This window comes from Ventrimonas sp., from assembly GCF_048380235.1.
Classification (GTDB): domain Bacteria; phylum Bacillota; class Clostridia; order Lachnospirales; family Lachnospiraceae; genus Brotaphodocola.
Window position 1 is genome coordinate 1 of the sequence record NZ_DBFCCJ010000009.1, and the last position, 13,817, is coordinate 13,817.

The 13,817-nt window shown below is 50.7% G+C and carries 11 protein-coding genes, 1 rRNA gene and 1 pseudogene; all 13 read right to left on the reverse strand.

All coding sequences use genetic code 11. From position 1 onward, the window contains the following. Positions 1 to 291, reverse strand: a 16S ribosomal RNA gene (locus tag ACMP1L_RS01170); the annotation flags it as partial. A 393-nt stretch (positions 292 to 684) separates the two neighbouring features. Next, on the reverse strand, positions 685 to 2,247 hold the full coding sequence (locus ACMP1L_RS01175; RefSeq protein ID WP_418451755.1) for a nitrite/sulfite reductase: 1,563 nt from the start codon (positions 2,245 to 2,247) through the stop codon (positions 685 to 687). 116 nt (positions 2,248 to 2,363) lie between these two features. Next, positions 2,364 to 2,495, reverse strand: a complete 132-nt coding sequence (trpF, locus tag ACMP1L_RS01180; RefSeq protein WP_418451756.1) for a phosphoribosylanthranilate isomerase — start codon at positions 2,493 to 2,495, stop codon at positions 2,364 to 2,366. Positions 2,496 to 2,503: 8 nt separating this feature from the next. Beyond that, positions 2,504 to 2,818 carry a hypothetical protein gene (locus ACMP1L_RS01185; protein WP_418451757.1) on the reverse strand — a complete coding sequence of 105 codons (315 nt, stop codon included), beginning with the start codon at positions 2,816 to 2,818 and terminating at the stop codon, positions 2,504 to 2,506. Continuing rightward, the gene (locus tag ACMP1L_RS01190; RefSeq protein WP_418451758.1) at positions 2,819 to 2,968 is read right to left on the reverse strand and encodes a hypothetical protein; all 150 of its coding nucleotides are present in this window, start codon (positions 2,966 to 2,968) and stop codon (positions 2,819 to 2,821) included. Between the two features lie 49 nt (positions 2,969 to 3,017). Continuing rightward, positions 3,018 to 3,440 (reverse strand): annotated as a pseudogene (locus ACMP1L_RS01195) (hypothetical protein); the annotation flags it as partial. Positions 3,441 to 3,473: 33 nt separating this feature from the next. After that, the gene (locus tag ACMP1L_RS01200; RefSeq protein WP_418451762.1) at positions 3,474 to 5,177 is read right to left on the reverse strand and encodes a sensor histidine kinase; all 1,704 of its coding nucleotides are present in this window, start codon (positions 5,175 to 5,177) and stop codon (positions 3,474 to 3,476) included. Continuing rightward, positions 5,177 to 5,851, reverse strand: a complete 675-nt coding sequence (locus ACMP1L_RS01205; protein WP_418451763.1) for a response regulator transcription factor — start codon at positions 5,849 to 5,851, stop codon at positions 5,177 to 5,179. Before ACMP1L_RS01205 ends, ACMP1L_RS01200 begins: the two co-directional genes overlap by 1 nt. Positions 5,852 to 6,009: 158 nt before the next feature. Continuing rightward, a complete protein-coding gene (gene aspS, locus ACMP1L_RS01210) occupies positions 6,010 to 7,812 on the reverse strand; it encodes an aspartate--tRNA ligase (protein WP_373245121.1) in 1,803 nt (600 codons plus the stop codon). A gap of 40 nt (positions 7,813 to 7,852) precedes the next feature. Next, the gene (gene hisS / locus ACMP1L_RS01215; protein WP_118534364.1) at positions 7,853 to 9,115 is read right to left on the reverse strand and encodes a histidine--tRNA ligase; all 1,263 of its coding nucleotides are present in this window, start codon (positions 9,113 to 9,115) and stop codon (positions 7,853 to 7,855) included. A gap of 112 nt (positions 9,116 to 9,227) precedes the next feature. Next, positions 9,228 to 10,739, reverse strand: a complete 1,512-nt coding sequence (gene hemZ, locus ACMP1L_RS01220; protein WP_418451765.1) for a coproporphyrinogen dehydrogenase HemZ — start codon at positions 10,737 to 10,739, stop codon at positions 9,228 to 9,230. Next, entirely contained in the window at positions 10,736 to 11,398 is a 663-nt protein-coding gene (locus tag ACMP1L_RS01225; RefSeq protein WP_118534366.1) for an MBL fold metallo-hydrolase, read from the reverse strand. Before ACMP1L_RS01225 ends, hemZ begins: the two co-directional genes overlap by 4 nt. Before the next feature lie 47 nt (positions 11,399 to 11,445). Then, positions 11,446 to 13,731, reverse strand: coding sequence for a RelA/SpoT family protein (locus ACMP1L_RS01230; RefSeq protein ID WP_418451767.1), 2,286 nt, complete (start codon positions 13,729 to 13,731; stop codon positions 11,446 to 11,448). Between the last annotated feature and the right edge of the window lie 86 nt (positions 13,732 to 13,817).

Here is a 13,817-nt window from a genome sequence, read left to right on the forward strand (position 1 = left end):
GCCTTGGTAGGCCGTTACCCCACCAACTAGCTAATCAGACGCGGGTCCATCTCATACCACCGGAGTTTTTCACACTGTACCATGCGGTACTGTGCGCTTATGCGGTATTAGCAGTCGTTTCCAACTGTTATCCCCCTGTATGAGGCAGGTTACCCACGCGTTACTCACCCGTCCGCCGCTCAGTCACAAATGAAATCATCCGAAGAATCTTTCATAAGTGCTTCGCTCGACTTGCATGTGTTAAGCACGCCGCCAGCGTTCATCCTGAGCCAGGATCAAACTCTCAAATAAAAAGTTTGCTTCCCGGTTCAAAAATCGCTACTAGCTAATTTTAAACCGTTCTACTGTTGTTTGGTTTGTTTTTGTTCTGAAATCTCATTTCAAAGATGTCCAACCAGGACTCTTTTTTATTAGAATTTTCAGGGTTTTAAACACTGTTCAATCTTTCATTTTCAAGGTCCATGTTGTTGCTGTTCTCAGCGGCAACGTTCAATATCTTATCACATCGTTTTCGCTTTGTCAACAACTTTTTTAATTTCTTTTTGAAAATCTTTTTGATTTCCTGCCCCGTTCTCACGGGGCGAGGATTATAATATCAAATGTCACAGCAAAAGTCAACAGTATTTTTCAACTTTTTTCATTTTTTTATTTTTCACAGAAAACAGCTGCAATTCAATGAAACTATCACGCCTGCTCTGCTGCAATAAATGGAGACGCGATTTCTTTTACTCCCTGTGGATTTCTGGCATTCCACTCCGCAAAGCTTACACCTGCTGCAGCCACAGCTTTACCAAGAGAAATCAGGAAGTCCGGAATCTGACTTTCCAGAATGGTTCCCAGTTCTTCCCCCATTTTTTCTTTTCCCTGTATGTCGCATCCATTTAAGAACAGAAGGAACGCAGACTCTGACTTTCCATTTACTTTCTTGGCTGCTCCGCGAAATCCCATAACACCGGTCTGATGGGTACCGCAGGAGGAAGGACATCCGGAAATATGGATTTTAGGCAGCGCATCAGCCGGAAGTCCAGCCTTCTGCACAGCCTCCACACAGGCTCGGAGGAGTGACTGGGAATCCCGCACACCAACCTGACATACTGCTGCTCCAATGCAGCTGACTGATCCTTCAAATTCTGTTTTTGCCGTATTATTCTCCGTAATATCCAGAACTCGCTCTGCCTCTGCTGCGGTCAGATTGATCACATACGCTGTTTCATCCGGTGCCAGGCGCAGTTCCACACCTTCCATGCTCTGAATCGCATCACTTAAAGCACACAGAACAGAAAGATCGGGCTGTCCGCCCACCGGATGCCAGGATACAGTATAAAGTCCCGGCTGCTTCTGTTCCAGAACACGCGGACCGGTAATATTCCTGCCATCCCCACGTTTTAATACAGGCAGAGAATCCGTGCTGATTTTTAAATTCTCACCGGAAGCATATACCTCATTCAGCTTCTCCAGAAATGCTTTCTTATAATTTTCAGCACCGCCAAGACTTTCCTGCATGTAGCGGCTGCGAGCCTTGCCACGGTTCTCATAGTTTCCATACGCACGGAAGGTCAGCCACATAGCCTTGATATAATAACAGATATCCTCCGGTTTTACCGCTTCCGCGATCAGAACACCAAAACGGGGATTGCTGCCCAGACCGCCTGCACTGTATACATCAAAGCAGCCATCCGGACGCGCCGCGAATCCGAGATCACGATAAGTGGCATGGGACAGGTTGCTCGGAGAGCTGGAAAATGCCACCTTTAGCTTACGTGGCATCTTCTCTGCACGGACAAACCCCATCAGATACTCACCTGCTGCCTTTGCCCATGGGAGCACGTTAAAGTATTCGTCCTTCTCCACGCCGGAAAGTGGGCTGCAGGTGACATTGCGCGGGAAATCTCCGCCTCCGCCCATAGTGATGATCCCCACATCCATAGCCTGCTCCATAATATCCGCCACAATGCTGCCGTCCAGATCATGAAGCTGGATTGTCTGGCAGGTGGTAAAATGAGCTTTTTTCAGATTATATGTTCGAATGGTATCTGCAATAAATTTCAGTTTTTCCTTTGTCACACAACCGCCTGTCATGCGCAGACGCAGCATGCTTGCCTTTCCGCCCTTCTGCGCGTAGCTTCCGTACAGTCCGGAAAAGCCCTTGTAGGCATCTTTACTGAGTTCTCCTGCATAAAAGGCTGCCGTTTTTTCCCTGAAAGCAGGAATATCCTCTTTCCAGTTGTGGTCATTTCTGATTTCCATATGTCTCCTCCTGATGTAAACAGCGCGTTTCCCTGGAGAGCATTTTTCGTTTCACAGGAGGTAATTTCCCTGAAAAACATAAAGACACCCAGCTGCGCCAGATGTCTCTTATTGTATCATAATTCTGTTTTCAATGGAACAAATGCATGGACATTTTCTATGATCTGCCGGATCTTAACCGGATTTTTCCAGCCATCCGTCTCCACACCGCTGCTGCAGTCAATACCGAAAGGTGAGAAAGAGGCCATGGCTTCCTTTACATTATCCGACCGCAGATCATCTCTTCCGGTGCGTCCAAAAACACACCAACCGGGCAAATTGCCGGAGATAAGTTCTGTGCAAGCGCTGCTGCTTGGATTGGAGTGACCTGGCGTTTTCCCGGAGCAAACACGATCTCCGGCGACACCATAGTCCGGAGACGGACGGAATTATTCACATCCACCTGGAAAGTCCGAAGGTCGCGGTTGTTCACACCGATGATGGATGCGCCTGCTGCCAGCGCCCGCTCTACTTTTTTCACATCTTGGGTCTCTACCAACGCGGACAGGCCAAGTTCTCTGGCCTGGGCCATCTACTCACGGATTGCTCCGTCATCCAGAATCACGCAGATAAAAGACAGTCCCGGCGCCCTGAGCGCAGCCTCAAAGGCCCCCCCGTTACCGGCATGCTTTCCGCCATGCGCCGCATCTCTCCAGCTAGGATTTTCTATTTTCTTCCGCAACACGTCTTCTTGTCAGTGCCGCAAGTTCTTCTAATATCATGCTCTGCTCCTATTCCTGATTGGAAAGCTTTACATATTTTTCCAGCTGTGCTGCTGCCTTTCCACTGTCGATCATATTCCTTGCCACATCAATACCGGCCTGGATGGTTTCTGCCCTGCCTGCCATGTAAATGGCTGCTCCTGCATTCAGCAGCACGGCATCGCGCTTCGGACCGCTTTTCCCGGACAGGAGATCCCGCGTAATCTGCGCATTTTCGGCCGGAGTTCCGCCCATCAGATCTTCTTTGCTGCAGCGGGTGAGTTCAAACTGCTCCGGTGTGATTTCATAGGAAGTGAAGGTTCCGTCTTTTACCTCGCAGACCTTGGTCGGGGCACTTAAGGAATTCTGGGCAAAGAGGAAGCAGATACCAATCTTTTCCAGCAGCTCCCGGCTCTTCCCCGGGGAAATGGTGATATTCACACCAAGAGCCTCCGTTGATTTTTTTCGTCAGCTGTTCTCTTCCCGCTATTCTTCCTCTTCCGGTTTCTCCGATGCCAGAGCCAGGGTGAACCAGAACTCCACACCATCCTCATGATTTACCACGCCATACTGCTGGTGATGGGCTTCCATGATGGCTTTGACAATAGAAAGTCCGATGCCGCTGCCGCCGTAAGCACGGGTGCGGGCCTTGTCTACCTTGTAGAACTTCGTCCAAAGATTCGGCAGGTCTTCCTCCGGGATTGGAGTTCCGTTATTATATACATGAATCTTTGCCACCCCATCCAGTGTTTCACTCCAGATACGGATGTTATGGTCGCCGCCAAGATGATTCATGGCGTTGGTCAGATAATTGGTCACAACTTCCTCGATCTTGAATTCATCCCCCATAACCACCAGGGTTTCCGGCATATCTACGCTCACCTTTGCCGCATTCTGCTGAATGAGGATGCCGGAGGAATTGATTAGGTCATGCACCAGCTCCGTGACATCAAAGGCTGCAATGCTCGGCGTGTCGTTTCCAAATTCCAGGGCCGTCAGGGTCAGAAGCTGGCGTACCATCTTGTTCATCTTGTTGGCCTCATCCATGATGACCTCACAGTAATAACTGCGGCTTTCTTCATCCTCGCACATGCCGTCGCATAACCCCTCCGCATAGCCCTGGATCAGGGCAATCGGAGTTTTCAGTTCATGGGAGACATTGGCAATGAACTCTTTTCGCATCTCATCGATCTGGATCTTCTCGTCAATGTCGTGCTGCAGCTGTTTGTTGGCATCCTGCAAGGCACCAATAGCATCCTTTAAGCTGTGGGAAAGAGAATTCATACTCCGACCCAGAACACCCACCTCGTCCTCCGCATCATCCTCGTAGGAGACATCAAAATTCAGTTTTGACATTTCTTCGGAAAGGGCCGACAGTTTCATGATCGGTTTGGTGATGCGGTTCGTGACAAAGCACATCATAATACTCCCGAACACCAGCACGATCAGGCCGACCCAGGTGGTAAACCGGTTGGAAAGCGCCACACTCTCCCGAATGCTGGCAAGAGGCATGGACATGATGAACATGGTCCGGTTATCCGAAAAATACCCCCAGCTCTCCATATAGGTGCTGCTGGAACGGAAGTCCCGGTTCTTTTCCACCACGTAATTATCATGCTGCTTTAATATCTCCATGTGCTTGTGTCCCATACCCAGCACATAGCGCTGCAGCTTCTGGGTCAGAAAGTCGCTGTCACGGCCGGAGCTGATCAGTGCCTTGCCGGTATCACTGTCAATGAGGATGATCGCAATATTGTTCTGCTCGCCATAGGTGCGGATCGTTCCAAGCAGGGTTCCCTGCTCTGGCGGAAGGTCTTCCGGCAGATTTTCCGGGACGGCCTCATCCGCCTGATCAGACGGTTCTGTCTCATCTGTCCCGGACGGTTCTTCCTCGCTGTCAGAACCGGTATCTCCCTTTGCCGTCTGTTTCCAGATATCCCACTCCTGCTCCAGTTCCTCCCGCAGCACATCACCGATGTTCTCATTCTCGCCAACCTTTTCCTGGATGGCACTGTCAATATCCGTGTAGGCCTGCTCCATCACCTTCAGCTTCTGGTCCACATAGTAGCCCTCCAGCCACCAGGTATTCACCCCCCAGATAGCCAGAAGCATGGCCGCCATAAGACCCATGAAGATCAGCATGATTCGGTGACGGATGGAATGAAACCGAAAAATCTTTTTGTGCTTCATCAGTCTACCTCAAACTTATAGCCCATGCCCCAGATGGTCTTGATATAATTACCTTTCTCGCCCATCTTGCTGCGCAGCTTTTTGACATGGGTATCAATGGTGCGGGCATCACCGAAGTAATCATAATTCCAGACATTGTTGAGGATCTTCTCTCTGGAAAGAGCAATACCCTGGTTCTCTACAAAGTAGGTCAGAAGTTCAAACTCCTTGTAGCTCAAATCAATCGGCTTTCCGTCAATCTCTACAAGATGGGCCGCCTTGTCAATGCGGATGCCGCCCACCTCAGTGATCTCGCTGACTGCCACATTGGAGCGGCGTAAAATGGCCTCGACCCGGGCCACCAGGATTTTGGGACTGAAGGGCTTGGAAATGTATTCATCCACACCCAGCTTAAAGCCCTGAAGCTCGTCCCGCTCCTCGCCGCGGGCTGTCAGCATGATGACCGGCACCTGGGAATACTGGCGTACGGTCTTTAAAACCTCCCAGCCATCCATTTTCGGCATCATTACATCGAGGATGATAAGGGAAATGTCTTTCTGCTTAAAGAAAATATCTACAGCCTGTTCGCCATCTTCCGCCTCGATCACGGTAAAGCCCTTGATAGTTAGGAAATCCTTCACCAGCTTGCGCATTCTGGCTTCATCATCCACTACTAATATCTTCAACGATTCCATATGTATCGTCTCCTCTCTGTTTTTGAGTTTCTTTCATCTTTTCCCCATTTTAGCAGAGTTTTTTTTGCTTTTCCACATTTTCACAGAGATTTCACACATACAGAAAACAGGGACAGAATCTCTGTTTTCGCAGAACTCTGTCCCTGACATATCATGACTTATTCTTCGGTTGTCTCAGCCTCTTCGCATACCTCAATGCCAAGCTCTTCCAGCTGCTTTGGATCTACCGGAGTCGGAGCCTCGGTCATCAGGCAGGATGCATCCTTTACCTTCGGGAATGCGATGACTTCACGGATGCTGTCGCAGCCGCCCATGAGCATTACCACACGGTCAAGGCCGTACGCCAGGCCAGCGTGCGGCGGAACTCCGTACTTGAAGGCTTCAAGCAGGAAGCCGAACTGCTCCTGTGCCTTTTCCGGAGTGAAGCCCAGTACCTCGAACATCTTGGACTGGATGTCGCTCTGGTGGATACGGACAGAACCACCGCCGATCTCGGTACCGTTTAAGACGATATCGTATGCCTTCGCGCGTACTGCGCCCGGATCGGAATCGATTAAATGCCAGTCTTCGTCCATCGGCATGGTGAATGGGTGATGCATGGCTACGAAACGTCCCTGCTCCTCAGAGTACTCGAGTAACGGGAACTCGGTTACCCACAGGAACTTGTAGTCGTCCTTCTTTAAGAGATCAAGCTGACGCGCGATCTCCAGACGCAGATTGCCCAGAACATCCCATACAACTTTGTTCTTATCAGCAGCGAATAACAGCAGGTCGCCCGGCTTGCCATCCATAGCAGAGATCAGGGCTTGCATCTGCTCCTCGGTCATGAATTTCGCGAAGGAAGACTTGTAGCTGCCATCCTCCTGGATTGCAACGTAGGCAAGACCCTTTGCTCCGTATCCCTTTGCAAACTCAACCAGCGCGTCGATCTTCTTACGCGGCATATGGCCCTGTCCCTCAGCGTTGATACCGCGAACGGTGCCGCCGTTTTCCAGAGCGCCCTTGAATACAACAAACTCACAGTCTTTGACAACATCAGATACATTCTTTAACTCCATGCCGAAACGAAGATCCGGCTTATCGGAACCAAAGCGGTCCATAGCCTCCTGCCAGGTCATGCGTGGGATCGGCTGCGGAATCTCTACGTTTAAGATTTCCTTGAACAGCTTGTGAAGCAGGCGCTCGTTGACATCGATGACATCATCCACGTCTACGAAGGACAGCTCCATATCGATCTGGGTGAACTCCGGCTGACGGTCTGCACGCAGATCCTCATCGCGGTAGCAGCGTGCCAGCTGGAAATAACGGTCGTAACCGGAGCACATTAACAGCTGCTTAAAGAGCTGCGGAGACTGCGGAAGCGCGTAGAAGGAACCCGGATGTACACGGCTCGGTACGAGGTAGTCTCTTGCGCCCTCCGGAGTGCTCTTGATGAGGGTCGGAGTCTCAATCTCCAGGAAGCCTTCCTCTGCCAGGAACTGTCTGGTGAGAATGGCAATCTTACTTCTTAACAGCAGGTTGCGCTGCATATCCGGTCTTCTTAAATCCAGGAAACGGTATTTTAAACGCAGCTCCTCTTTGGTCTTGGAGTTCTCCTCGATCGGGAATGGCGGAGTCTCGGACTCAGATAAGATGCGCAGGCTGTTGGCGCGCACCTCAATGGCACCGGTTGCCAGGTTCTCGTTGACTGCGCCGGAACGTGCCTCCACGCGGCCGGTTACAGCAATGACATACTCACTTCTTAACTTCTCTGCCTTTGCGAAGCTCTCTGCACCACAGTCGCTCTCCTCAAAGATGATCTGCAGGATACCGGAACGGTCACGTAAATCCACGAAAATGATTCCGCCCTTGTTTCTGCTCTTCTGCACCCAGCCCATAACGGTCACTTCCTGACCGATGTTTGCTGTGGTGACTTCTGTACACCGATGGGACCGCTTCAGTCCCAGCATTGATTCTGCCATGATTTATCTCCTTTGATTCAATGATCTTATTTCAAAGCTCTTATTTCAGGGCTTCTTTATAAAACTCTACAAATTCGTTATAGCCCTCTTTGTTTAACTGCTCCTTCTGGAACTTCTTATTCTTGTTCATCATGGAAACAAGCACCTGGACACCGGCTTTGCGCTCGCCCATAGCCTGCTTCATGATCTGTCCGTAGCGTGCCGGATCCATGCCCTTCTCGATAAGATAAGCCTTCTTCGGAGCCGCATTTTCGATTTCGCCGCCCTGCTCCATAAGGATGGTAACGATACGCTCAAAGCCGATAGAGAAGCCGCAGGCCGGAGTATCCTGACCGGTAAACTTGCCGATCATCTTGTCGTATCTTCCGCCGCCTGCAACGGAACCGCCAAAGCCTTCCATGGAAACCTCGAAGATGGTTCCGGTGTAGTAGGACATGCCGCGCACCAGAGTTGGGTCAAAGGCCAGCTTAAAGTCGGTCTCGGCTACCTCGGTTACGGTATCCATGATATTGGCCAGATTCTCTGCGGTCTTTGTATCCAGCACACCGGCTAAGGTCTCGCCAAGACCACGGACTGCTGCGGCGTCCTCGCCAAGGCCGGATAACAGTTCTGCATACTTTTCTACGCTTTCCGCTGCGTAACCAAGCTCCAGAAGCTCTGCCTTTACGCCATCCAGACCGATCTTGTCCATCTTATCCAGGGTGATGAATACCTGGTCCAGGCCATCCTCGGGGAAGCCGCAGTAAAGAGCCATGCCCTTTAAAATGCCGCGGTCATTGATGCGGACGGTAAACGCGTTCTTCGGGCAGATTCTGCCAAGGGCAGTGGTGGTAGCCAGGATCAGCTCAATCTCTGCCATGTTGGTTGCGTCACCCAGGATGTCGATGTCACACTGGGTGAACTGACGGAAACGGCCGCGCTGCGGACGGTCCGCACGCCACACGCTGCCCATCTGCAGAGCCTTGAACGGACTCGGGAGCTGTGCTCCGTTATTGGAATAATAACGGGACAGCGGCAGGGTCAGGTCATAGCGAAGTCCGCTGTCGGTTAAATCGTTCTCGGTTTCAGCGGTCTCGAGGTTTAATTTTTCTCCGCGCTTTAAGATCTTGAAGATCAGCTTCTCGTTGTCTCCGCCCTGTTTGCTGGTCAGGTTTTCGATGTGCTCCACACACGGAGTCTCCACCTGGGTAAATCCGAAACTGCGGTAGGTTTCACGGATCTGGTTCATCACATATTCCCGCACCTGCATCTCTGCCGGCAGGATATCACGCATGCCGGTAACCGGCTTCTTTTTTAATGCCATATTTATTCTCCGTTTTCTATGTTTCTAAGTCTTCCTGAAAATCACATACTCGTTTACAAATTATACTATTCTAAGGAACAAATTGCAATCGTAAGCGTTCAACTTGTTACAGTTACTGCGCATCTGACAGCAATTTTTCTTTTCGCTCAATCATTTCCTCCACGCGACTGATGTACTGCTCCACATCCTTCACATTTTCACAGCGCTCGATACGGTTCTCCTCGGCGAACAGACGCTTGGTGGTGGTTCCTGCTCCGCAGCCGATGATGGTCTGCTGCTCCTCCATGATGAGCACGTTATAGATGCAGGCCTTTCCAGGTGCCGCATAGCCCACGTTCTCAAAATTGCCTGCCATATTTTTCTGGCGGTACAGATAGTACGGCTCCAGGCCCATCTCACGGGCGTAGCGGGCAGTCAGATCGATCATCTCCTGCGTATTCTCGATCTTTAAATCCTTATAAACTTCCTTCATGGTGTTTAAGCGTGCTGCGCGCTTAATGGCCAGGGAATGCACAGTGACGCTGTCCGGTGCCAGAGCCTTCACTGCCTCCATGGTGGCCTGTACATCCTCCAGAGTTTCCTCCGGCAGTCCGATGATGAGATCCATATTGATGTTGTCAAAGCCAACCTCACGGGCAAGCTTGAAACGGTCCACCACATCCTCCACTGTGTGGCGGCGTCCGATGAGACGCAGAGTATCCTGCTTCATAGTCTGTGGGTTGATGGAAATACGGCCCACGCCATGTTTCTTAAGCACCTCCAGCTTCTCCCGGGTGATGCTGTCCGGACGTCCTGCTTCCACGGTAAACTCCTGAACGGCAGAGAAATCAAAGGTCCCCTTTAGTTTTGTGATCAGCCTGTCCAGATCTTCCGGAGAAAGAGAAGTCGGGGTTCCTCCGCCAAAATAAACGGTGTCCAGCGTGCAGCCCTTCTTCTTTTCTGCCACATAATCCAGTTCTTTGAACAGCGCATCCAGATACTCGTGAGTGCGGTCCTTCCACTTTCCGATCGGATAAGAGGTAAAGGAACAATACAGGCAGGTGGTCGGGCAGAACGGAATGCCCACATACAAGCTGTAGCCTTCCTTATAATCAATGGTCGAAAGCAGCTTGCGTTCTCTCTGGGCAATTTCGATGCTTAAGTGAATCTTCTCATCGCTGGTGAAATAGGTATCCTTCATGTGGCGGAAAATCTGCTCTTCCGTTTCGCCTTCCGCAAGCTTTGTCATGGCAATCTTGGTCGGACGAATGCCTGTTAAGGTTCCCCACGGGAGCTGCTTTCCCGTCTGCTGCATGAGAAGCACATAGAGTCTGCGTTTAATTTTATTCTTTGTCTCAAAGCGATTTTCGTAATTTACTTTCAGAACACTGTTCTCCGCCGCCGCCTGAAATTCGGCCCGGATCTCCGGCTCCAGTTTCTCCATGGACAGCAGATGGAAGCAGGAGCTTCCGAAATATCCCAGACATAACGTAAACTCCGTACGATCTTCATTTACCGTTCCTTCCACAAAAAAGTCCAGATCCTCCTGCATTTCATGCGCAAAGGTCTGTCCCGGGTAAAATGCCATCAGAAGCTCCCGGATATCCTGCTCGTAAGCGCTGTCATTTAACAAAATTCCGATCATGCCTGCATGCCTCGCTTTCTCACATAAGCTGCCACCGGATTATACTGCTTCTCATAACCAATGGTAGTAGCATCACCATGTCCCGGATAGACCATGATATCATCCGGCAGCACCAGAAGCTTCTCTGCGATGGAATGAACAATGGCAGACATGCTTCCGGTCGGAAGATCCGTCCGTCCCAGAGACTCCGCAAACAGGGTATCTCCGCTGAACAGCACCTTCTCCTCCGGCAGGTAATAACAGACAGAACCTGCTGTATGGCCCGGTGTGGCCATAACCTTCCACTCCCTGTTTAAGAAATGGAGTACATCTCCATCCCGCAGCAGATGGTCTGCGCTGATACCGGTCTGCTCTGTTCCCATGGTTCCGGAAAGATTCAGAAACGGGTCATTCAGCATCCGCTCATCGTCCATATGGACATAAACCTTGCATCCGTAAGCTTTGCGAATATCATCCGCAGCCAGCATATGATCAAAATGCGCATGAGTAAGAAGGACTGCCTCAGGTTTCACGCCAAATTCCCGGCATTTGTTCTTTAAGTAATCCGCATTGTCTGCCGGATCGATGATCACGGCTGTTTTTTCGCCCTCACGGAACACGAGGTAACAGTTTGTGCTGACACCGCCCAGCACATAGGTTTTAATTCGAAAATCACTCATAATCTGCTCCTTTTCTATATCCGAAACACAGAAAAACTGCGGAACAACTATCCCGCAGTCCTTTCTATATCGATCACGCCATCGATCTGTCTTAACTTGTCCGTCAGCCGGTTCAGTTCTTCGATTCCGTGAATGTCAAACGTCATAATGATCGTGGCCTTGCCCTGCTTGCTGGTGCGCACATTCATCGAGGTGATATCGATCTGGCGCTCCGTAAACACCTTGGAAATATCGACAAACATGCCGATGCGGTTATTGGCGTAAATCTGGATCTCCGTAGTGTAGCGCTCCTTGGTGCTGCTGTCATCCTCCGGCTGCTGCCACTCGGCCTCAATGAGACGGGTACGCTCCTCCGACGGAAGGTTGATGATATTCACACAGTCTGTCCGGTGAATGGATACGCCGCGGCCGCGGGTCACATAGCCCACGATCTCGTCGCCCGGCACCGGACTGCAGCAGCGTGAGAAGCGGACTGCCACATCATGGATGCCCTTTACCATAATTCCGCCCTTGGACTTCTTGCTGACCTCAGCTTTGTTTCCGGACATCTCGCTGAGACCGTCCAGAATGTTGGTATCGGTAACCTCCTTGCGGGTCTTTTTCTCCCGTTCCTCGATCATCTTGTTGATGACCTGGCCTTCTTTTAAGCCGCCATGGCCGATGGAAGCCAGAACAGAATCCCAGTCGCGGAAGGCATAACGCTGCATGACCTTCTCCTGAAACTCCGGCTTATTTAAATCGCCAAAATTGATGCCCTTGGTCTTACAGTAGCGGTCGATGAGATCCTTGCCGCGGACGATGTTATCTTCTTTTAATTCACTCTTAAACCACTGGTTGATCTTGTTTTTGGCCTGGGTACTCTTGACCAGAGCCAGCCAGTCACGGCTCGGGCCTTTGGAGTTCTGGGAAGTGATGACCTCAATGCGGTCGCCATTCTGGACCACATACTCGATCGGCACCAGCTTGCCGTTCACCCTTGCTCCGACCATCTTGTTGCCCACCGCACTGTGGATGGAGTACGCAAAATCAATGGTTGTAGAACCGCTTGGCAGTGTCTTGACATCTCCTGACGGAGTGAAGCAGTACACATTCTCTGAGAATAAATCCAGATCTCCCTTTACCATGCTCAGGAACTCTTTGGAGTCACTGGTGTCCTTCTGCCACTCCAGGATCTGGCGCAGCCAGGACAGTTTTGCAGCTTCATCGCCTGCAGCAACCTTGCCGCTTCCGCTCTCCTTATACTTCCAGTGCGCAGCAATACCGTATTCTGCGGTACGGTGCATCTCAAAGGTCCGGATCTGGATCTCAAACGGCTGGCCGTTGCTGCCGATCAGCGTGGTGTGCAGAGACTGGTACATATTCGGCTTCGGCATGGCAATATAATCCTTGAACCGGCCCGGGATCGGCTTGTACAGCTCATGGATAACACCCAGGGCAGCGTAACAGTCCTTTACCGTATCTACAATGATGCGCACTGCAAACAGATCATAAATCTGATCCAGTGTCTTGTGCTGGTTGACCATCTTTCGGTAGATGCTGAAGAAATGCTTCACGCGTCCGTCAACCTTGGCCTGAATGCCGGCCTCCTTCATGTGGGTGGAAACCTCATCAACAATGCTCTTGACAAACTCCTCCCTGGCATCCTTACCAAGGGAAATCTTTTCCGCCAGATCATAGTAGACATCTGGCTGCAGATATTTTAATGAGAGATCATCCAGTTCCACCTTGATCTTGGAAATACCGAGACGATGGGCGATGGGCGCGTAGATTTCCATGGTCTCACGGGCTTTTTCCTTCTGCTTCTCCGGCTTCATGTACTGCAGCGTACGCATATTGTGCAGACGGTCGGCCAGCTTGATCAGGATGACACGGATATCTTTTGCCATGGCGAGGAACATCTTGCGCAGGTTCTCTGCCTGCATCTCCACCTTGTCCTTGGACCAGGACAGCTGGGTCAGCTTCGTGACGCCGTCTACCAGAAGCGCTACCTCCGGACCAAACTCCTTAGAAAGCTCATCCAGCGTCATGACGGTGTCTTCCACGACATCATGAAGAATGCCTGCCGCAATGGTCTCCTTATCCATCTCAAGGTCTGCCAGAATGATGGCAACACAAAGAGGGTGAATGATATAGGGTTCACCCGATTTTCGTTTCTGATCCTTGTGTGCCTCATGGGCAACCTTGTACGCTTTCTCGATCAGGGAGATATCATCTGAAGGATGATACTTCCGGATACTGCGGATCAGGTCCTTATACAATTCTTCCGGGCTGGTAAAATCTGCGGGATTCTCCAGCTCAATGTCCATTTTCTTCTCCGTCTGTTCATTCGCCATAGAAAAAGCCACCTTTTTGAAGATAATATATTAACACATTATAAAATTTTTTGTCGGAAAATGCAAGCATTACGTCCCGAAGGCTT